This is a genomic window from Actinomycetospora sp. ABD4_176, assembly GCF_056311855.1.
This window is the reverse complement of the sequence record NZ_CM149974.1, coordinates 2,951,974-2,972,082: the sequence shown is the minus strand read 5'-3', so window position 1 is coordinate 2,972,082 and position 20,109 is coordinate 2,951,974. Positions and strand designations below refer to the sequence as shown.

At 76.4% G+C, this 20,109-nt stretch carries 15 protein-coding genes; 4 read left to right on the top strand and 11 right to left on the bottom strand.

Annotated elements, in window-relative coordinates; all coding sequences use genetic code 11:
• Positions 1-26: 26 nt before the first annotated feature.
• Genes ACYX4T_RS14365 through ACYX4T_RS14345 form a run of 5 tightly spaced genes read right to left on the bottom strand, consistent with a single transcriptional unit; the run spans position 27 to position 4,823 of the window.
• Positions 27-1,016 (bottom strand): AAA family ATPase, encoded by a 990-nt coding sequence (locus ACYX4T_RS14365; RefSeq protein WP_476009986.1) that lies wholly within the window; start codon positions 1,014-1,016, stop codon positions 27-29.
• Entirely contained in the window at positions 1,003-1,476 is a 474-nt protein-coding gene (locus ACYX4T_RS14360; RefSeq protein ID WP_476009985.1) for a ribulose bisphosphate carboxylase small subunit, read from the bottom strand. The genes ACYX4T_RS14365 and ACYX4T_RS14360 overlap by 14 nt, the downstream gene beginning before the upstream one ends.
• A 10-nt stretch (positions 1,477-1,486) precedes the next feature.
• The gene (locus tag ACYX4T_RS14355; protein WP_476009984.1) at positions 1,487-2,911 is read right to left on the bottom strand and encodes a form I ribulose bisphosphate carboxylase large subunit; all 1,425 of its coding nucleotides are present in this window, start codon (positions 2,909-2,911) and stop codon (positions 1,487-1,489) included.
• Positions 2,912-2,946: 35 nt separating this feature from the next.
• On the bottom strand, positions 2,947-4,164 hold the full coding sequence (locus ACYX4T_RS14350; RefSeq protein ID WP_476009983.1) for a GAF domain-containing sensor histidine kinase: 1,218 nt from the start codon (positions 4,162-4,164) through the stop codon (positions 2,947-2,949).
• Positions 4,161-4,823 (bottom strand): response regulator, encoded by a 663-nt coding sequence (locus ACYX4T_RS14345; protein WP_476009982.1) that lies wholly within the window; start codon positions 4,821-4,823, stop codon positions 4,161-4,163. Before ACYX4T_RS14345 ends, ACYX4T_RS14350 begins: the two co-directional genes overlap by 4 nt.
• Positions 4,824-4,937: 114 nt before the next feature.
• Between ACYX4T_RS14345 and ACYX4T_RS14340 the strand changes: the two genes are divergently transcribed.
• Both ACYX4T_RS14340 and ACYX4T_RS14335 read left to right on the top strand, forming a co-directional pair.
• Positions 4,938-5,882, top strand: a complete 945-nt coding sequence (locus ACYX4T_RS14340) for a phosphoribulokinase (RefSeq protein ID WP_476009981.1) — start codon at positions 4,938-4,940, stop codon at positions 5,880-5,882.
• Positions 5,879-6,601, top strand: a complete 723-nt coding sequence (locus ACYX4T_RS14335) for an HAD-IA family hydrolase (protein WP_476009980.1) — start codon at positions 5,879-5,881, stop codon at positions 6,599-6,601. Before ACYX4T_RS14340 ends, ACYX4T_RS14335 begins: the two co-directional genes overlap by 4 nt.
• On the opposite strand, the gene ACYX4T_RS14330 is transcribed toward ACYX4T_RS14335, so the two are convergent.
• The 6 genes from ACYX4T_RS14330 to ACYX4T_RS14305 all read right to left on the bottom strand — a co-directional run bounded on the left by ACYX4T_RS14330 (position 6,543) and on the right by ACYX4T_RS14305 (position 16,279).
• Entirely contained in the window at positions 6,543-8,087 is a 1,545-nt protein-coding gene (locus ACYX4T_RS14330; RefSeq protein WP_476009979.1) for an Hsp70 family protein, read from the bottom strand. The two genes, ACYX4T_RS14335 and ACYX4T_RS14330, sit on opposite strands and share 59 nt — an antisense overlap.
• 105 nt (positions 8,088-8,192) lie before the next feature.
• Complete coding sequence (locus ACYX4T_RS14325; protein WP_476009978.1) at positions 8,193-9,416, bottom strand: heparan-alpha-glucosaminide N-acetyltransferase domain-containing protein; 1,224 nt, start codon at positions 9,414-9,416, stop codon at positions 8,193-8,195.
• A complete protein-coding gene (locus tag ACYX4T_RS14320; protein ID WP_476009977.1) occupies positions 9,413-10,822 on the bottom strand; it encodes a M1 family aminopeptidase in 1,410 nt (469 codons plus the stop codon). The genes ACYX4T_RS14325 and ACYX4T_RS14320 overlap by 4 nt, the downstream gene beginning before the upstream one ends.
• Complete coding sequence (locus ACYX4T_RS14315) at positions 10,819-11,445, bottom strand: BPL-N domain-containing protein (protein WP_476009976.1); 627 nt, start codon at positions 11,443-11,445, stop codon at positions 10,819-10,821. Before ACYX4T_RS14315 ends, ACYX4T_RS14320 begins: the two co-directional genes overlap by 4 nt.
• Positions 11,442-15,461: a Pls/PosA family non-ribosomal peptide synthetase gene (locus ACYX4T_RS14310; protein WP_476009975.1), complete on the bottom strand. Its 4,020-nt coding sequence runs from the start codon at positions 15,459-15,461 to the stop codon at positions 11,442-11,444. The genes ACYX4T_RS14315 and ACYX4T_RS14310 overlap by 4 nt, the downstream gene beginning before the upstream one ends.
• 251 nt (positions 15,462-15,712) lie before the next feature.
• Positions 15,713-16,279 (bottom strand): DUF1707 SHOCT-like domain-containing protein, encoded by a 567-nt coding sequence (locus tag ACYX4T_RS14305; protein WP_476009974.1) that lies wholly within the window; start codon positions 16,277-16,279, stop codon positions 15,713-15,715.
• 58 nt (positions 16,280-16,337) lie between these two features.
• On the opposite strand from ACYX4T_RS14305, the gene ACYX4T_RS14300 reads away from it, so the two are divergent.
• Positions 16,338-18,170: an oxidoreductase gene (locus tag ACYX4T_RS14300; RefSeq protein WP_476009973.1), complete on the top strand. Its 1,833-nt coding sequence runs from the start codon at positions 16,338-16,340 to the stop codon at positions 18,168-18,170.
• A complete protein-coding gene (locus tag ACYX4T_RS14295) occupies positions 18,167-20,083 on the top strand; it encodes an oxidoreductase (protein ID WP_476009972.1) in 1,917 nt (638 codons plus the stop codon). Before ACYX4T_RS14300 ends, ACYX4T_RS14295 begins: the two co-directional genes overlap by 4 nt.
• Positions 20,084-20,109: the final 26 nt, after the last annotated feature.

Here is a 20,109-nt window from a genome sequence, read left to right as displayed (position 1 = left end):
AGGCCCGGAAAGTACTCACATGAGAGTCAGCCGCGGTGGCCGCCGGCGAAGACGCGGCTGGCGCGCAGGTCGGCGGCCTCGAGGGTGGTGAGGTCGGCGAGGCCGACGCGGTCGCCGCCCTCGGAGAGCCTCCGGGCCTGGCGCATGCGGGCGCGGTCGAGGGCGTTGCGGACGCTGCGGGCGCCGGCGAACCACTCCTGCTCGCGGCGCAGTGCCAGGTACTCGCGCAGCGCGGTGCGCGCCTCGGCCGAGAACCCCAGCCCCTGCTCGGCGACCATGCCCTCGGCGATGGTCACCAGCTCGTCGGCGGAGAAGTCGGGGAAGTCGACGTGGTGCGCGATCCGGCTCTGCATGCCGGGGTTGGCCTCGAAGAACGTCGCCATCCGGTCGGCGTAGCCGGCGAGCACGACGACGAGGTCGTCGCGGTGGGACTCCATCGCCTGCAGCAGGATCTCGATGGCCTCGCCGCCGTAGTCGCGCTCGTTGCCCGGCCGGTGCAGGTAGTAGGCCTCGTCGACGAACAGCACGCCGCCGCGCGCCTTGCCGACGATCTCCTTCGTCTTCGGCGCGGTGTGCCCGACGTACTGGCCGACGAGGTCGTCGCGCGTCGCGGTGACGAGGTGCCCGCGGCGCAGGAAGCCCAGCCCCTTCAGGAGGTCGCCGATCCGCTGCGCCACCGTCGTCTTGCCCGTGCCGGGGTTGCCGGTGAAGCACATGTGCAGGGTCGGGCGGTCGGTCGTCACGCCGAAGCGCTCGCGGACCCGGTCGACGACCAGCAGCGCCGCGAGCTCCCGCAGCCGCTCCTTGACCGGCGCGAGCCCGACGAGCTCGCGGTCGAGGCCGTCGAGGACGTCGTCGACACCGGCCTCCCGCCGGACGTCGTCGAGGTCGACGACGGCGTCGGGGGCCAGCGTGGTGTCCGGCTCGTCCGACGAGGGCCCCGGATCCGCCACGGCCGGACGGGACGCCCGCCCGGCCGTCGCGAAGGAGACCCGCCCGTTGTCAGTGCTGCCCATGGCCGGACCCATGACCGTTGCTCCGCGAACCGCCGCGGGCGTCGCCGTAGCGCGAGCCCGCGGGCCGCTCGGTGGCGTAGGAGTGGATCGAGTAGGTGACGCGCCGGTCCGCGCCCTCCTGGCGGTCGACGCGGAAGCCGGGCTCCTCGCTCGGCCGGTTGACCAGGAACGACAGCGCGACGGTCTGGCGACCCAGCGAGGCGTCGTAGGCGTTGACGCGCACGTAGTGCTCCGGGTGCTCGTCGCGGCAGGCGCGCACCTCGTCGAGCACCGCGGCGGGGTCCTGCAGGTCGAACAGCGGCAGCCCCCACATCTCCCAGTAGGTGTTCCGCGGGTGCGGGTCGTCGGTGTACTCCACCGAGCAGGGCCAGCCGTGCTCGAGCGCGTAGGCGATCTGCGCGGTGATCTCGTCGTCGGTCAGGTCGGGCAGGAACGAGAAGGTTCCCTGGGTGACGCGCACGGTGTCCTCCTCAGGCGGGCGTCGGGGTGGCGTCGACGGTGTCGGTGGACGCGTAGTCGAAGGTGACGTCGCCCCATGTCGACAGGGCCATGTCCAGCGGCTTGTTCCGCTTCGCGGCGTCGCGGAGGATCTCCGGGCCCTCGGTGAGGTAGTCCCGCCCCTCGTTGCGCGCCTTGATCATCGACTCGACCGCGACGCGGTTGGCCTCGGCGCCCGAGGCGATGCCCATCGGGTGGCCGATGGTGCCGCCCCCGAACTGCAGGACGGTGTCCTCGCCGAGGTGGTGCAGCAGCTGGTGCATCTGGCCGGCGTGGATGCCGCCGGAGGCCACGGGCATCACCGCGGGCATCGACACCCAGTCCTGCTCGAAGTAGAGGCCCTTCGACGGGTCGGCGTCGTAGCGGCCCTTGCGCAGCACGTCGTAGAAGCCGTGCACCGACGCCGGGTCGCCCTCGAGCTTGCCGACGACCGTGCCGGCGTGGATGTGGTCGACGCCGGCGAGGCGCATCCACTTGGAGATGACGCGGAAGCTCACGCCGTGGTTCTTCTGGCGCGTGTAGGTCGCGTGGCCGGCGCGGTGCAGGTGCAGGACGACGCCGTGGCGCCGCGCCCACTTCGCGAGCGACTGGATCGCCGTGTAGCCGACGGTCAGGTCGACCATGACGATGACGCTGCCCAGGTCGCGGGCGAACTCGGCGCGCTCGTAGATGTCCTCCATGTCCGCGGCGGTGACGTTGAGGTAGTGGCCCTTGACCTCGCCGGTCTCGGCCTGCGCCCGGTTCACGGCCTCCATGCAGGCGAGGTAGCGGTCCCGCCAGCGCATGAAGGGCTGGGAGTTGATGTTCTCGTCGTCCTTGGTGAAATCCAGCCCGCCGCGCAGGGCCTCGTAGACGACGCGGCCGTAGTTGCGCGCCGACAGCCCCAGCTTCGGCTTCGTCGTCGCGCCGAGCAGCGGGCGGCCGAACTTGTTGAGGTACTCGCGCTCGGTGACGATCCCGTGCGCCGGCCCCTGGAACGTCTTGACGTAGTGCGGCGGGATGCGCATGTCCTCGAGGCGCAGGGCCTTGAGCGGCTTGAAGCCGAAGACGTTGCCGATGATGGAGCTGGTCAGGTTCGCGATCGACCCCTCCTCGAAGAGGTCGAGGTCGTAGGCGATGTAGGCGATCCACTGCCCCTCGACGCCCGGGACGGGCTCCACCCGGTAGCACTTCGCCTGGTAGTGCTCGAAGGTCGTGAGCCGGTCGGTCCAGACGACGGTCCACGTCGCCGTGCTGGACTCGCCGGCGACCGCCGCGCCCGCCTCCTCGGGGGGCACCCCGTCCTGCGGCGTCACGCGGAACGCGCAGAGCAGGTCGGTGTCCTTCGGTTCGTAGTCGGGCTGCCAGTACCCCATCTCCGCGTAGGGGATGACGCCCGCGCTCCATCGATCGGCCATGTCCCGAGCGTGCGGGCGCACGCTGCGCAGGACAATCAAGTGTTCCGGGTCGACCCTTCGCCGTTCGGCTCATCGTCGAGGGGAGCGGTGACGGTCACCGACGTCCCGGTCCCCGGCCGGGAGATCACGCGCACGGTGCCCCCGACCAGCTCCGCGCGCTCGCGCACCGAGGCGAGGCCGTAGCCGTGGGAGCCGGCCCGGGCGTCGTGGGGGTCGAACCCGACGCCGTCGTCGGTGAGCGTGAGGTGGACCCCGCCGTCGGTGGCCGCCAGGCGCACGTCGACCTCGCCGGCCCGCGCGTGCTTGAGCACGTTCTGCAGGGTCTCCTGGGCGATCCGGTACAGCGCGACCTCGACGTGCTCGGGCAGGCGGCGGTCGTCGAGGTCGAGGACGACGCGCACGTCGGGCAGCCCGCGGGCCAGGGCGGCGAGGGCGCCGGCGAGCCCGAGGTCGTCGAGCACCGGCGGGCGCAGCGCCCCGATCGCGGCGCGGGCCTCGTCGAGGGTGGTGAGGACGAGGTCGCAGGCCGTGGCGAGGTCGGTCCGCGCCGCCTGCGCCTCGGCCCGGTCGAGGAACGTCCGCACGGCGTCGAGGTGGAACGACAGCGTCACCAGTCGCTGCGAGATGCCGTCGTGGATGTCGCGCGCCAGCCGCTGCCGCTCGGCCTCCTGCGCCGCGACCATCTGCTCGGCGAAGCGCCCGTGCGCCTCCTCGCGGGCGGCGAGCCGGCGGTGCATCCGAGCCTGGTGCACCGCGCCCGCCACGAGCCGCCCGATGGTGCGCAGCACCCGGACGTCGCGGTCGTCGAACTCCCGGCGCGCGACGGTGTGCACGTTGAGCACCCCGACCAGCCCCGCCGGCTCGCTCTCCATCGGCACCGACACCATCGACGTGTACGCCTCGCCGCGCAGCTCCGGGATCGCGACGTAGCGGGGGTCGTCCTGCTTGTCGGCCGGGATGACGACGGGCTCGCGGTGGCTCGCGACCCAGCCCGTCACGCCGGTCCCGAGCGGGAGCCGCACCGCGCCGACCTGGGCGTCGAAGGGCGGGGTGGCGCCGGCGAGGGTCAGCGAGGGCTCGGTGTCGTCGAGGACGTGGACGAAGCAGACGTCGGTGGCCGTGGCCTCGGTGATCACGCGGGCGACCGCGGCGGCCAGCGGCTCCACGCCCGGCCCGCTCGTCGCGGCCTCGATGATCGCGAGCAGGACGGCGTTCTCCCGCTCGGGGTCGGCGAGCCCCAGGCCGCGGGTCACCGGAACACCCCTTCCCGCAGCGCCGCGGCGACGGCCGCGGTGCGGTCGGGCACCGCGAGCTTGCGCAGCAGCGAGCGCACGTGGCTCTTGACCGTCTCGTCGCCGATGACGAGCTCGGCGGCGATCGCGCGGTTGCTGTGCCCGGCGACGAGCAGCGCGAGGACCTCGCTCTCGCGCTGGGTGAGCCCGAGGTGCGCGCCCGGCCAGAACTCGTCGCGCTCCAGGCGGGCCGCCGACGCCGCCGCGCGCCCGGCCATCGTCGCGTCGACGACCGTCGTCCCGGACGCGGCGAGCTCGAGGTGGCGGACGAGCTCCTCGCCGCCGATGTGCTTGAGCAGGTAGCCGGCCGCCCCGGCGCGCAGCGCCTGGTAGAGGTACTGCTCGTCGTCGTACACCGACAGCAGCACGACCTTCTGCCCCGGCGCGCGCTCGGCGAGGCTGCGGCACAGGTCGAGGCCGCTGTCGCCGCGCAGCCGCACGTCGCACAGGACGATGTCGGGGTCCAACGACACGGCGACGTCGAGGGCCTCGCGGGCGCCGTTCGCGCTGCCCACCACGCGGACCCGGCCGGCGAACGGGGCGAGCATCGCCTTCAGCCCGACGATCACCATCTCGTGGTCGTCGACCAGGACCACGCGCAGCGGTCCGGTCCCCGTCATCCGGCCCACCCTAGGGACGGCGCTGCGCGGCGTCTCCCCCGTCGCGCCCCCCGTCACGGGGGAGCAGGCGCCGGGCGGCGGTGCCTAGCGTCCGGGTCGACGAAGGGAGAGCTCGTGCCCGACAAGTCCCTGCGCATCCGCCGCGCCGGCGGTGTGCCGTCGCCCCGTCGCCCGGTGATGCTCGCGATCGCCGGGGACAGCGCCGCCGGCAAGACGACGATGACCCGCGGTCTGGTGGAGGCCCTCGGCCCCGAGCGGTGCGTGTCGCTGTGCACCGACGACTACCACCGCTACGACCGGGAGGAGCGCAAGGAGCTGCCGTTCACCGCGCTCCACCCCGACTGCAACCACCTCGAGATCATGGAGCAGCACCTGCAGCTGCTCGCGACGGGCGCGCCCGTGCTCAAGCCGGTCTACGACCACGGCACCGGCGAGCTCGTGCGTCCCGAGCTGGTCGAGCCCGCCGAGTTCGTCATCGTCGAGGGTCTCTTCCCGCTGTGGAGCAAGCTCTCGCGGGCCTGCTTCGACGTCACCGTCTTCCTCGACCCGCCCGAGGAAATCCGCCGCGCCTGGAAGGTCGCCCGCGACACGAGCAGGCGCGGCTACACCGAGGAGAAGGTGCTCGCCGAGCTCGAGCGCCGCGAGCCCGAGTCGGCGGCCCACATCCGCCCGCAGCGGGCCAACGCCGACCTCGTCGTGCGCTTCGCGCCGATCGAGAGCCGCGACGACCCGCCGGACACGCCGCTCTCGGCGACGATGATGATGCGCCCGACGATCGACCACCCCGACCTCACCGAGGCCCTGCAGCCCGGGCTCTCGCGCGCCATGCACCTCAAGCTCGAGCGGGACCCCGACGGACGGCCGGTCGAGTCGCTGCACGTGCACGGCTACGTGCCGCGCGAGGAGAGCCTCGCGGTGGAGAAGGCGATCTGGACCTCGCTCGGCGCGCCCGACACCGAGACCCCCGAGTGCCTGGGGCGGGTGGGCGACGCGCGCAGCGAGCCGCTCGCCATCGCCCAGCTCCTGCTGCTCTACCACCTCACGGAGGCGGCGCGGTGACCCCCGACCTCCCCGAGGCCGTCGTCTTCGACGTCGACGGCACCCTCGCCGACACCGAGCGCGACGGGCACCGCGTCGCGTTCAACGAGGCGTTCGCCGCGCACGGGCTCGACCTGACCTGGGGCGTCGAGCACTACGGCGAGCTGCTGACGATCACCGGCGGGCGGCAGCGGGTGGCGGCGGCGCTCCGGGCGCAGGGGGTCGACGACGCCGAGGAGCTCGCGTCCGCCGTGCACCGCACGAAGACCGAGCTGTTCGTCGACGTGGTGCGGCGCGGCGAGGTCGGCCCGCGCCCGGGGCTGCCCGCGCTCGTCGACGACCTGCGCGCCCACGACGTGCGGATCGCGGTCGCGACGACCGGCCGGCGCGCGTGGGTGGAGCCGCTGCTCGCCCACCTGCTCGGCGCGGGGACCGCCGAGGTCGTGGTGTGCGGCGACGACGTCGCGGAGCTCAAGCCCGACCCCGAGGCCTACCGGCTCGCGCTCGCCCGGCTCGACGTCGACGCCGCCCGGGCCGTGGCGGTCGAGGACTCCGGGCCGGGGCTGCGGGCGGCGCTGGCGGCGGGGATCGCGACGGTCGTGGTCACGAACCACTACACCGCCGACCACGACGTCCGCGGCGCGGCGATCGTGCGCGAGGCCTACGACACCCCGACGCCGCTCACCACCGCCGAGCTCGGCACCGCCCTCGCTCGCACCCCCCGCGCCCGCGCCCACTAGCCCGCTCTCTGCTGCTGGTCGGACGGGTTCCGGGTGTCGTCGCCGGGGTTCTGGTCGGGGGTCTGGTCGGGATCCTCGGTGCCGGGGTCGTGGTGGTCGGTGTCGTCGCGGCCGTCCTCGTGCCGGTCGTCGTGCCGGTCGTCGGGCCGGTCGTCGTGGGAGTCGCGGGAACCGCGGGGCGGTGCTCCGACGTCTCGGTGGCCGTCGACGTGGTGGTCGTGGTGCTGGTGGCGGTCCGCGCCCGGGGTGTCACGGCGCGCGTGGTGGTGTCGCTGGTGGTGTCGGCGACCGAGGTGACCTCCGGCTCGGCCGTCTCGACGGGTTCCGTGGTCGTCGCGGTGGTCGTGGTCTCCGCCGCGACCGGCGCCGTCGGCAGCGGCGCCGGCGGGGCCGCGACGGCCGGGGACGCGGCGCCGAGCAGGGCGAGCGCGCCCCCGCCGGCCGCGCCCAGCGCGATCGCCGCCGCCGCGAGCCCGGCGGCCAGGCCGCGCCGCGGACGTCGCTGCGCCGTCCGCACGACGGCGCCGGCCGGGGCCGGCGCGGGAAGGGCGACGGGTCCCGCGGCGACGGGCGCGGGGTGCTCGACGCGCACGGTCACGGGCTCCGCGTCCGCCGCCGCACGGGGCGGGGGCGCCGACGTCGACCCGATCTGCGCGCCGAGGCGCGCGGCACCGATCGCGACCGCGTGCTCCGGCTCCGGCCCGGTCTCGACCGGGCGCCCCAGCGCCGCACCCAGCGACGCCGCCAGGACGCCCGGGCGGGTCGTGCGGCCCGTGAGCAGGACGCCGTCGAGGTCGGTCGCGGCGAGGCCGGCGCTCGCGAGCGTGCGCTGCAGCGCATCGAGGATCCGCTCCCCGGTGGGCTCGTCGTCGTCGGGGTGCTCGACACTCCCGGGCCGCCCGAGCACCGCGGTCCCGCCGCCCGCGTGCGCCACCACCGTGGTGTCGAGGCTGCCCCCGCCGAGGTCGACGACGGCGAGCGTCCCGTCGGCGACGGCCCACCGCCGGGCGAGGTGATCGGTGACGGCCGCCTCCGGCGCGGTGACGAGGGCGGTCTCGCCGAGGCCGAGCGAGGCCGCCACCTCGGCGAACGCGTCGCGGTGCGCCGCGCCCCAGGTCGCCGGGTGGGTCAGGACCACGCCCGCGGGCGCCCCGCCCTCGCGCTGCGCGACGAGGTCGACGACCCGGCGCAGCAGCACCCCCAGCAGCGCGCCGGCGGCGAAGGGCGCCCCGCCGAGCGAGAACGGCACGGGGTCGAGGAGGCGGGGGCGGATGCCGCGGGCGACGCGGGTCGGCTCGGCGGCGGCGCGCCGCTCGGCGTCGTCACCGATCAGCGGCGGCCCCTCGGCCGGCCACAGCAGCAGCGACGGGATGGCCGCGCTGCGCTCGCCGAGGATGACGACACCGGCACTGTCGGCACGGCCGGGACGGTGGACGGCGGCCGTGGTGGCCGTCGTGCCGAGGTCGACACCGAGCTGGTAGCTCATCGCGGGCTCCGGTGGGCCGGGCGGGCGGGACGATCACGAGCCTGCTGCCGGCACGGCGCGCGCGGAGTGGGGAGGACCCGACCCCGCCCGGGGAGGACCCGCCGATCAGGGCGCGACCCACCGCGCCGCGCGGGCGCCCGCCCCGGACGCGAGCGTCTCCAGCGGTCCGCGTCCCGCGCTCGTGCGCCACGCGATGCCGAGCAGCAGCACCGCGGCTACCTGGACGACGTAGCCGGCCACCGGCCCGTAGACGTCGACCGGCGAGTCGAGGAACAGGACGTGCAGCGTGTAGAAGGTCAGCGTCATCGCCCCGGCCGCCGCGAGCGGGGCCCGCACGGCGGCGAGGACGGGGCCGCGCACGCGGTCGAGCAGGAGCATCACCCCGAGCACGGCGAGCGCGGTGCCGCCCGTGCGGGCGAGGTCGAGCGGTGTCGAGGAGTGCGGGCTGTCGACGGCGAGCCACCACCAGGTCGTGGTCGGCGTGGTGCCGTCGGGCCCGATCGTCAGGGCCTCGCCGACCGCGGCGGGGTCGAGCCCGGTCGACGCCGCCGTGATCCGCGCGAGCCCGCCACCCGGCCCGAGCAGCAGCGCCGACGTCCCGGCGGCGGCCGCCGCGAGCGCGACCCCGCCCCCGGCGAGCCCGGCCGCCAGCCGCGGTGAGCGCAGGTGCGCGCGCCCGACCGCCAGCCCGACCGCGAGGTAGGGCAGCCACGACACCGCGGGGTAGGAGCCGGTGAGGAAGAGCTCGCGCACCAGCGCGAGCGGGTCGGTGGCGACCCACGACAGCGACGGGTTGCCCAGCTCCGGCGGGGGCAGCTGCGCCCGCACGAGGTGGCTGACGACCGGGATCCCCGCCGCGCCCAGCACGGCGCCGCCGACGAGCACCGGGGTCGGCAGCAGGACCAGCGGGATCGCGAGCAGGAAGAGCACGGCGTAGGACGGGAGGATCACCGTCGCGACCTCGGGGTCCGTGACGCCCCCGACGGCCAGCCCGAGCACACCGATCACGATCGCCCGCGCCGTCAGCGAGGCGGCGGCGCGCCGGGTCCCCGCACCGTGGCGGACCCGCGCCCGGCCGGTGAGGAACGCGATCCCCACGCCGGCGAGCACCGCGAACAGCGCCGAGGCGTTGCCCAGGGCGATCGTGCCGATCCAGGTCGGGCGCCCCTCGGCGTCGGCGACGTAGAGGGAGTGCACGGCCATCATCCCGAGCAGGGCGAGGCCGCGGGCGGCGTCGACGCCGAGGACGCGACCCCGGGGCGGACCGGGAGCGGCGGGCGCGACCGGCTCGGTGCGCGGCTCGGCGTCGTGGACGGCGGCAGCGGTCATCGGGGTGGTGCTCCTCCTCGGGCGGGTGGCAGCGCGCCGGCGCGGGTGAGCGCGTCGGTCACCGCGGGCAGGCCGGCGAAGGCGCGGGCCACGTCGTCGGGGGTCGCGACGCGGTGGGCGTTGTCGGCGATGTAGGCGCGCAGGGCGTCGTCGAACGCCCCGGCGCCGGCCTGCTCGCGCGCGGCGAGCAGCACCGCGGCGCCCTGGACGTAGACGCCGGTGTTGTAGGGCCCGAAGCCGCGCTCGGCCCACGCGGACATGGGCAGCCCGAGGTCGCCGCGGAGGCGCTCGGGCACGTCCTCGAGGGCGTAGTCGTCGTCCTCGGTGTCGGTCACGCGGGCCTGCGCGTAGGTCGTGAAGGCCTCGTCGAGCCAGGGATGGGTGCCCTGGTCGTTCCCGACGAGCGCGTAGAACCACTGGTGGCCCAGCTCGTGCGCGACGAGCTCGGGCAGGTCGCGGGGCGCGGTGTCGCCGAACTGGAGGGCGCCGTCGTACTCGATCCCCGACGACTGCGAGGGGGCGATCGCCACCCACAGGTCGGGCTGCGGCACGGGGCCGAGGAGGTCCTCGAGCCGCCCGAGCGCGCCGTCGATCTCCGCGGCCCACCGCTCGGGGTCGACGCGGGTGCCGGCGGTCGGCGTGAAGAGGTGCAGCCGGGTGCCGGAGGACAGCTCTCGCTCGAGCACCCGGTAGGCCCCGACCGCGACCGACACGTCCCGCACGGCGTCGGCGCGGAACGTGTGCGTGGTGGTGCCGGCGCGCGGGCCGGGCGCGGTGCCCTCGGCGCGCCCCACCCCGGAGACGGCGGCCCCCTCGGGGGCGGTGACGCGCAGCGCGTCGAGGCGGAACCGCTCGCTGACGGCGTTCTCGCCGGGGATGTCGGCGGCGTCGTCCCGGTCCCAGCCCTGCCCTCGCACCCAGGCGAGGAGCGGGAGGCCGGAGCCGAACCAGGCGGTCCCGGTGGACGGGGAGGTGCCGAGGCGCTCGTCGGCCTCGACCCCGAGGCGCAGCGTGAAGCCGAGCTCGGCGCGGACGGGGGTGCCCGCGTCGACGCACGACGGCAGCGGCAGCTCCACCAGCGTGCCGGGGGAGCCGGAGGGCGCGCCGGCCTGCCGGACGACCGGGGTGGTGGCACGCCCGTCGACGGTGGCGTCGGTGACCATCAGCGCGTTGCCCTCGGAGGCCGGCGAGGGCGCGTTCGCCCAGGAGCGGAAGACGAGCTCGCAGACGCGCCGGTCGGGCGTGAACGTGACGGTCTCGCGGCCGGTGACGCTGCGCAGGTCGGGCGCGACGTCGTAGGACAGGTCGACGGTCGGCCGCTCGGGCCAGGGCGCGGCGTGCGCGGGCGGGACGGCGCAGCCGGCCAGGGCCACCAGCAGCGTGACGAGGACGATCAGGGCCCTCACGGGGCGCCCTCCAGGGTGCGGGCGACGAGGTCGCGGGCCAGGTCGCGGGCGTCGGGGGCGACCGGGAGGCCGACGTCGGTGAACCAGTCGGGCGTCGCCTCGGGGTGGGGGCCGACGACGCCGACGCGCCCGGCACCGTACGGGGCGACGGCGGCCGCGGCCTGCCCGTCGGGGTAGCGGGCGAGCACGTCGGCGCGCCCGTCGACCAGCAGCGCGGCGGGGTCCTGGGCGAACACCGCCCGCCGCATCCCGCCCCAGTCGACCTCGACCACGGTGTCGTCCTCGGTGTCGAGGGCCTGGTCGGTGTCGCCGGGCAGCAGCCCGAAACCGGGGGTCGCGCCGGCGAGGTAGGCGCCGAGGCAGAACCCGACGTAGCGCCCGCCGCTGGCGACGAACCCCTGCACGGTGCGGCGGTGCCGGCGCATCCGCCGCCAGCCCCGGCGCAGGGTGCCGCCGCCGGGCTGGGCGTAGAGGTCGGCGCCGGCGAGCACCGGCGCGGTGAGGGCCAGGTCCTCGCGCGGCCCGACGTAGCGGACGTCGAGCCCGGACGCGTCGAGCACGGACGCGACGGCCTCGGGGCAGCCGGGCAGGCTCGCGGGACCGCGGTAGACCAGCGCCCTCACCGGACGGCGCCCGCGAGGCGGGGGAGCTCGACGGTCGGCTCGTCGGTGCTCGCCGTGGGCTCGGTGGGCTCGGTGGGCTCGGCGACGCCACGCGCCGGGATGCCGCGCCAGCGGCCGCCCTCGCCGAGCTCCTCGCCCTTCATCAGCAGCGAGAGCCGGTCGAGGTCGACGTCCGCACCGACGGTGGCGTCGTAGAGCACCACCGAGCGCGCGCCGACCGTGGCGCCCGGCGCGACCCGGACCGTCGACATCTTCATCACCCGGTCCTCGAAGAGGTGCGTCTGCAGCGAGACCGCGGGCCCGACCGCGGCGTCGTCCCCGATCTCGACGAGGTCGAACTCGGTCAGGTAGGTCGTGGCGATCCAGGTCCGCCGCCCGATCCGCGCGCCGAAGCGGCGCAGGACCATCGGCAGGTACGGGGTGCCGACGAGCATCCCGAGCAGCGTCGGGACCGCGGCGGCCTCGTAGAGCCCGGTGACGAGCTCGGTGCGCCGCACGAACGGGTCCCACAGCGGCGCGACCCGCGGCCGGTAGGTGCCGGCGACGTGCCGCTTGACCGCCACCACGTAGGCGATGATCGCGCTGCTCGCGACGAGGGCGATCAGCGGGGCGACGAGGGCGACCGGCAGCAGCTCCCGGCCGCGGGCGACCAGCGAGAGCGCCAGCAGGTAGCCGTAGAGGCCGAGCCCGAGCAGCGACGCGGGCAGCGTGGCCCGCACCAGCTCGACGGCCAGGCGCCGGCGCACGCGCCGCCGGTCGGGGGCGAACGTCTCCTCCACGGGGTGGTCGCCCGAGTCCTGCCGCTGGGGAAGGTGCATGGCGGGCGAGCCGAGCCACGACGAGTCGTCGGGCACGCCCCCGGGTGGCGGGACGGTGTGCACCCCGACCAGCGAGCCGTCGCCGGTGCCGACGCCCGACGGGACGAGCGCGGCGTTGCCGACGAACGCGCGGTCGCCGACCCGGGTCGGGCGCAGCAGCATCCGGCCGTCGGCGTAGGTGGCCGCGCCGACGCTCGCCATGTCGGCGACGAAGCTCTGCTCGCCGAGCGTGAGCAGGTCGGGGTCGAGGTGCGCGGCCGTCGAGACCTCCGCGCCGCGCCCGACCCGCGCGCCGAGCAGCCGCAGCCACGGCACCGTGTAGAGGGTCGCGTAGAGCGAGTTGGTGAACGCGAGGCTGTACGCCAGCAGCGCGTCGGCGACCCACTTGCGCAGGCCCAGCGGCGACCGGACCGGGTGGATGCCGACCGGTGTGCGCGGCAGCACGAGCCGGCGGCCGAGCGCGACCACGACGCACACGGTCACGACGAACACCGGGCCGGCCAGCAGCGTCGCGACGAGCCCGGCGAGCACGCCCGCGCCGAGCAGCGCCGCCCAGACGACGAGCACCGACGGCACGACCATGAGCACCGCGGCGAGCTCGAGACCGAGGAGGCCGGCGAGCGCCGCGGGCAGGTGGCGCAGGCGCCAGCCGGGCAGCGGCCCCGCGCCGCGCATCGCGACCAGCGCGGCGTCCTGGTCGGCGACCTCCTGCGGCGGCGAGCCGGCCCACGTCGTGTCCGCGGGGACGACCTCGTCGCGGCCCAGGGCGGACTGCTCGGCGAGCATCCCGCGCTCGCGGACGCGGCTGCCGGGGGAGAGCACGCTGTTCGCGCCGGCGACCGCGCGCCGCTCGAGGTGGACCGGCCCGACGACGACCCAGCCGTCCTCGACGGCCCACGCGTGCAGCACGGCGCCGTAGCCGACGGCGACGTCGTCGTCGAGGTGCAGCAGGCGGGGCAGGGAGATGTCGGCCACGGCGACGTGCACGCGGCGCCCGACGCGTGCGCCGAGCAGGCGCAGGTAGGGCGCGAGGAACGGCGATCCGGCGAGCACCGGCAGCGGTGACTGGCGCAGGACGAGGTCGAGCGTCCAGAGTCGCAGGTACGTCACGCCCCACAGGCGGTACCGGCCCGGGCGGATGCCCGCGGCCAGCGGTCGGGCGAGCAGCACGGGCAGCACCCAGCGCACCCCGAGCCACGCTGCGGCGCCGGCGACGAGCACCTGGGTCAGCACCCCGGTCGAGACCGTGCCGTCGTTGGCGGTGTAGACCCAGCTCAGGGGCAGGGTGACGACGAGCAGCAGCAGGTAGAGCAGGACGGCCTGGGCCGCGCCCGCCGCGGCGACCCGCCGCCGCGAGTGCCGGATCGGGCCCGGGCGGGCCGCGGCCGCGGTGACCTCGCCGGCGCCGGCGCTCGCGAGGTGCGCGGCGAGCGCGCGCACGCTCGGGTGCGCGTAGAGGTCCCGCACGGCCGGACTGCCGCCCACCCCGCGCTCGCGCATCAGCGTGACGGTGGTGGCCGCGAGCAGGGAGTGCCCGCCGAGCTCGTCGAAGAAGTCGGCCTCGACCGAGAGCTCGGCGACGGGGATGCCGGTGGCCTCGGCCCAGATCGCGGCGAGCTCGGACTCGAGCTCGCCCTGCGGCTCGACGACCGGCCCGGTGGCGGCGACGAGGCGCCGTCCCGCCGGCGGCGGGAGCTGGGAGCGGTCGACCTTGCCGCTGGCCTGCGTCGGCAGCACGTCGAGGACGTCCAGCGTCGCGGGGATCATGTAGGCGGGCAGGCGGTCGCGGGCCAGCTCGGTGAGGCGGGCGACCAGGACGTCGACGGCCTCGTCGGTGACGACGTAGGCCGCGAGGTCGCCCTCCTGCAGGGCGACGACGGCGCTGCTCACGCCGGGGTCGGCGAGCAGCACGCTCTCGATCTCGCCGAGGTCGACGCGGTGCCCGCGGACCTTGACCTCCGCGTCTGCGCGGCCCAGGTACTCGACCTCGCCGTCGGGGGTCCAGCGGCCCAGGTCGCCGGTGCGGTAGACGCGTCCGCCGGGCCGCGCGAGGAACTTCTCGGCGGTCTTCTCCGGCATGCCGACGTAGCCGCGCGCCACGCCCGGGCCGGCGAGGGTGATCTCGCCGACGCCGCCGGGCGCGACGGGGCGGTGGTCCTCGTCGTCGGGGTCGAGGAGCTCGACGCCGTAGGTCGGCAGCGGGCGCCCGATCGTCACCGGCCGCCCCGGCACGAGCTCGCACCAGGTGGCGGTGACGGTGGCCTCGGTGGGGCCGTAGGTGTTGAGCATGCGGCGCCCGGGGCGGGCCCAGCGCTCGACGATCTCGGCGGGGCAGGCCTCGCCGCCGACCAGGACGCTGCGCACGCGGGGCAGGTCGCGGGGGATCGTCGCGAGCAGCGTCGGCACCGCGTAGAGGACGGTGATCCGGGCCGCCTCGAGGTGGTCGGCGAGGTCGGCGCCGAGGCGGCGCTCGTCGTCGGGGCCGACCACGAGGGTGGCACCGACCGCCCAGGTCGGCCAGATCTCCTCGATCGAGAAGTCGAAGGAGATGGTCATGCCCTGGTGCACCCGGTCGTCGGGGCGGACGTCGTAGACGGTGGGCACGACGGCGACGAAGTTCGTGATGCTCGACTGCGCGACCTCGACGCCCTTGGGGCGGCCGCTCGAGCCGGAGGTGTAGATGACGTACGCGGCGGGGTCGTCCTCCCCGGGCGGGCCGCGGCCGTCGGGGCGCCGGTCCGACGCGCGGTCGATCGTGGCGGACGCGGAGTCGACGGCGAGCCGGGGACGGTCCTCGGGGACCGTCCCGCCGAGCGCCTCCGAGGTCAGCACGAGGTCGACGTCGGCGTCGTCGAGGACGTAGGCGACGCGGTCGGCGGGTGACTCCGGGTCGATCGGCACGAAGGCCGCCCCGGACTTGAGCGCCGCCAGCAGCGCGACGTAGGTCTCCGGCGAGCGCTCCAGGAACAGGGCGACGCGGGCGCCGGGCCGGATCCCGCGGTCGCGCAGCACGTGCGCGAGCTGGTTGGCCCGGGCGTCGAGCGCGGCGTAGGTGGTCGGCCGGCCCTCGTGCTCGATCGCGGTGGCCTCGGGGGTCGCGTCGGCGGTGCGCTCGAACACGTGCTCGAGACGGGCCTTCGGGACGGGCCGGGGTGCGAGGTCGAGCGGGAGCTCCGTGGTGGCTTCGGTCGCGGTCACTGATCGATCACGGGGTGGTGCCTCCCCTCCGGCGGGCCCCGTGCCGGGGTCGCGTCGGCGGTCGACGGCGGTCGGGGCACGGACTCGTGACGGTCGGGTCCGTGGCGGGCCGCGGGGGGCTGTACCTCGGTGGGTCCGGCTGCGAAACGCGACCGGCGGGGACCGTCGATCACGTCACAGACGGGTAACGCGGCCACACACCGTGATCAACAGGGGTCTGGTGCAGGGTCGATACCGCACACGATCGGGTGTCACTCGTAGAAGTAGGCCCCGCGGGTCCGGAAGGTGCCCACGCCGATCGAGCCGGTGACGACGATCGTCGGGCGACCGGGGTCGGCCTCGGCCCGGTGGCGGTTCTTCACCGTGCCCCAGGCCGAGCGCAGGGCGTCCGAGTCGACCGACCAGCCCTCGGGCAGGACCAGCACCACGCTGCCCATCCCGCCCTTGATCTCGAGGTCGATGCGCGGCAGCGAGGTCGAGACCTCGCGGAAGTCGAGCTTGACGTCCGACATCGCGGCCTCGGCGACGATCCGCGAGGGCACCCGCCAGGCGCCCGTGCGCTTCTCGCTCGACCACCCGGCCGTGATGACCAGGGGCTCGTCGTCGGCGGGGCGGACGACCGCGGCCCGCTGCCAGGGCAGCGTGGCCGGGAGGTCGGCGACCAGGGGCTCGAGCTGGGCGTACGTCCTCGCCGCGTAGACCTGCGCGAGGCGCTCGTCGACCTCGGTGAGCTCGAGGCGGCCCTCGCCGAGCGCGGTCCGGAGGATCTCCGCGACGGCCTCGCGATCGGCGTCGCTCGCCTTGAGGTCGCCCGTCACACCGGACAATCTAGACGTTCCCTCCCTCGGCGTCCGGTGCGCGACTACGGTGCCGCGGGTGCTGGGCGACGAGGTCGTGCTCGGCCGGCGCACCGCGCCGAGCCGGGTGCTGTTCGGTCCGCACGTCACCCACCTCGCCGACCCCCACCACCCGCGGGCGCTCTCCGACGACCACGTCGCGCACTACCGCGCCCGGGCGGCGGGCGGGGCGGGCGTGGTCGTCACCGAGGTCGCGTCGGTGCTCGCCGCCGACCATCCGTACGAGGACGCGCCGCTGGCCGTCTCCTGCCCGCCGGGGTGGGCCGCGGTGGCCGACGGGTGCCGGCCGTTCGGGACGCTCGTGCTCGCCGGGCTCGGTCACGCGGGCGGGCAGGGGTCGTCGGCCTACACCCGCGGTCCGTTGTGGGCGCCGTCGGCGGTGCCGGACCCGGCGAGCGGGGAGGTGCCGGCGGTGCTCTGCGCTTCCGGGATCGCCGAGGTGGTGGCGGGGTTCGCCGCCGGGGCGGCCGCGGCCCTCGACGCGGGCTGTGACGGTGTCGAGGTCCAGGCGGGGCAGCACGCGCTGCTGCGGCAGTTCCTCTCCGGGCTGACCAACCGGCGCGACGACGCCTACGGGGCGGACCGGGCGGTGCTGCTGGTCGAGGTGCTGACGGCGGTACGGGAGGCGGTCGGCGACGACGCCGTCGTGGGGCTGCGGCTCACCGTCGACGAGCTGGCGCCGTGGGCGGGGATCACGCCGGCGTTCGCGTCGTCGGTGCTCGGGCGGGTGGCCGGTCTCGTCGACCTCGTCGTGCCGGTGCGGGGCTCGGCGCTCACGGTCGGCGCCACGCGGCCGGACGCGCACACGGCGCCGGGATTCCTGCGCGACGCCGGCCGGGCGGTGCGGGTGCCGGGCGTGGCGACGGTGCTCGCGGGCAGCGTCGTGGACCCGTCGCTCGCCGAGGACGTCCTGGCGTCCGGGGACGCCGACCTCGTCGAGATGACCCGCGCGCAGCTCGCCGACCCCGACCTGGTCGTCCGGGTGCGCGCCGGACGGCGGGTCCGGCCGTGCGTGCTGACCAACCAGCAGTGCCGGGTCCGCGACGTCCGCAACCCGCGGATCGGCTGCACGGTGGCCCCGCCGGCGGTCGACGTCCCGCGCACCGACGCCGCCGTGCTCGTCGTCGGGGCCGGGCCGGCGGGGCTGGAGGCGGCGCGCACGCTGGCGCTGGCCGGCGCCGCGGTGCGGGTGGTGGAGCGCGCCGACGCCGTCGGCGGGCTGTTGCGCGAGGTGGCCGTGCTGCCCGGGCGGGCGCGGTTCGCCGACCTCGTCGCCTGGTACCGCTCGGAGCTGGACTCGCTGGGGGTGCCGGTGCTCCTGGGGACGTCGGCCGAGGTGCCCGCCGACGAGCTCGTGGTGCTCGCGACCGGCGGGGTCGACCGTCCGGGGCGCGGGGTGCCGATCGCGGCGGCGGTGTGCGACGGCGTCGCCCCCGGGCCCGTGGTGATCGAGGACCCGGTCGGTGACGGGGCGGCGGTTGCCCTCGCGGAGCTGCTCGCGGGACAGGGCCGCGAGGTGGCGGTGGTGGCGCCGGGGCTGCTGGTCGGGCCGGGGCTCGCACGCACCGGGGACCTCGTCGACGCCCAGGCCCGGCTCGCGCGGGCCGGGGTGCGGCGGGTGACGGAGTCGGCGGTCGTGGGGTTCGCGGACGGGGTCGTGACGGTCGCCGACGTCGTGACGGGCGCGGCGTCGTCGTGGCCCGCGGCCGTGCTCGTGGACGCGGCCCCGCGGCGCGCGCCGGCGGTGGCGTCGCGGCCCGGGCTGGTCGCGATCGGTGACGCCGTGGCGCCGCGGACCGTCGCCGAGGCCGTGCGCGAGGGGCGTGCGGCGGCGCGGGAGCTGCTCGCGTGAACGTGCTGGGGGAGCCGGTGCGGCTCGGGACGCGCGTCGTCCGCAACCGGATCGTGTTCCCGGCGCACCTGACGAACGCGGCGGTGGCGCGCCGCCCGAGCGCGCAGCACGCCGCGTACTACGGCGCCCGCGCGGCGGGCGGGGTCGGCATGGTGATCACCGAGGAGCAGTCGGTCGACCCCGTCGACCGGCCCTACGAGAAGCTCGTCGACGGCACCGACCCGGCCGTCGTGCCGGGCTACCGGTCGATCGCCGACGCCGTGCACGCCCACGGCGCGCTCGTGCTGGCGCAGCTCGGGCACAACGGCGGGCAGTCGTCGTCGCTGTACTCCCGCGCGCCGGTCGACGGCGCCGACGACGAGCCCGACCCGATGTTCCGGGAGGTCCCGCGGCCACTGTCGGACGCCGGGCTGGCGCGGCTGGTGGACGGGTTCGGGCGGGTCGCGGCGCACGTCGCGGCGGGCGGTCTCGACGGCGTCGAGATCCAGTGCTCGCAGGCCTCGCTGATCCGGCAGCTGTTCTCGGCGCGCTCGCAGCGGGCGCTGCCGTTCCTGGTCGCGGTGCTGCGCGCGGTCCGGGCGGCGGTCGGCCCCGACGGCGTGCTCGGCGTGCGGGTGCAGGGCGACGAGGGGTTCGCGGGCGGGCTCTCCACGCCGGACGCCGTCGCGGTGGCCGTGGCCGTCGAGCCGCTCGTGGACTACGTCAACACCTCGGTCGGCGTCGCCACCCGGACCCTGCCGCTGATCGAGCCGCCGATGGGCGTGCCGGCGGGGTATGCCGCGCACGTGCCGTCGGCGGTGCGGGCGGCGGTGTCGGTGCCGGTGCTCGGGGTGGGGCGGTTCACCACGCCGGAGCAGGCGCGCGAGGCCGTGGCGTCGGGGTCGTGCGACCTCGTGGGCGTCGTCCGGGGCCAGATCGCCGACCCGGCCTTCGCGGCGACGGCGCTGCGCGGCGGGCGGGTGCGGCGGTGCATCGGCTGCAACCAGGAGTGCATCGCGCGCGTGGGCCTCAACCAGCGGCTGGGGTGCGCGGTGAACCCGGTGGCGGGTCGCGAGTCCGTGGCAGCGAACGGGTATCTCGCTGCTTCTACGCGCACGAAGTCCCCGTTCGCGGGCGGCTCCGCGCGCGTGCTCGTCGTCGGCGGCGGGCCGGCGGGGCTGGCGGCGGCGGTCGCGGCGGCGCGCGACGGGCACGCGGTGACGCTCGCCGAGCGCCGCGACGTCCTCGGCGGCCAGCTCGCGATCGCCTCCCGCGCCCCCGAGCGCCGGGAGCTGGCGCACCTCGTCGCCGACCTGGCGCACGAGGCCCGCGACCTCGGGGTCGTCGTGCGGCTGCGGACGCCCCTCGAGGAGGTGCACGGGGTCGACGGTGTCGACGCCGTCGTCCTCGCCACCGGCGCGCGCCCGGCGCTCCCGGCCTGGGCCGGCGGGCAGGCGCGGGTCGTCGACGTCACCGACGTGCTCACCGGGCGGGTCGCGCCGAGCGGGCGGGTGCTGGTCGTCGACGACGGGCGGGGCCACGCGGCGACGTCCACCGCCGAGCTGCTCGCGCGCCGGGGCGCCTCGGTGGCGACGCTGACCCCGGCGCTCGTGGCCGCGAACGACCTCGCACCGACCCTCGACCGCGAGCGCTGGCGCCGCCGCGCCGTCGAGGCGGGGATCGCCGAGTACACCGACCGGGTGGTGCTCGCCGCGCACGACGGCCCGGTCCTCGACGTGCTCCACCACCTCACCGGCGAGGTGACGCCGTGGCCCGCCGACTGGGTCGTGCACGCGGGCCCGCCGACCCCGCACGTCCCCCCGCTGGTCACCGACGTCCCCGTGATCCGCGTCGGCGACTGCCTCGCCCCGCGCGGCATCGACGCGGCGGTCCGCGAGGGCACAGCCGCATGTGAGCACTTTCCTGCCCTATAGGGCAGGAAAGTGCTCACATAGGGTCG

Excerpts from the sequence above, each read along its gene's own strand:
- ACYX4T_RS14325 (WP_476009978.1), bottom strand. The coding sequence starts at position 9,416 with ATGACCGCTGCCGCCGTCCACGACGCCGAGCCGCGCACCGAGCCGGTC.
- ACYX4T_RS14365 (WP_476009986.1), bottom strand. The coding sequence starts at position 1,016 with ATGGGCAGCACTGACAACGGGCGGGTCTCCTTCGCGACGGCCGGGCGG.
- ACYX4T_RS14330 (WP_476009979.1), bottom strand. The coding sequence starts at position 8,087 with ATGAGCTACCAGCTCGGTGTCGACCTCGGCACGACGGCCACCACGGCC.
- ACYX4T_RS14345 (WP_476009982.1), bottom strand. The coding sequence starts at position 4,823 with ATGACGGGGACCGGACCGCTGCGCGTGGTCCTGGTCGACGACCACGAG.
- ACYX4T_RS14355 (WP_476009984.1), bottom strand. The coding sequence starts at position 2,911 with ATGGCCGATCGATGGAGCGCGGGCGTCATCCCCTACGCGGAGATGGGG.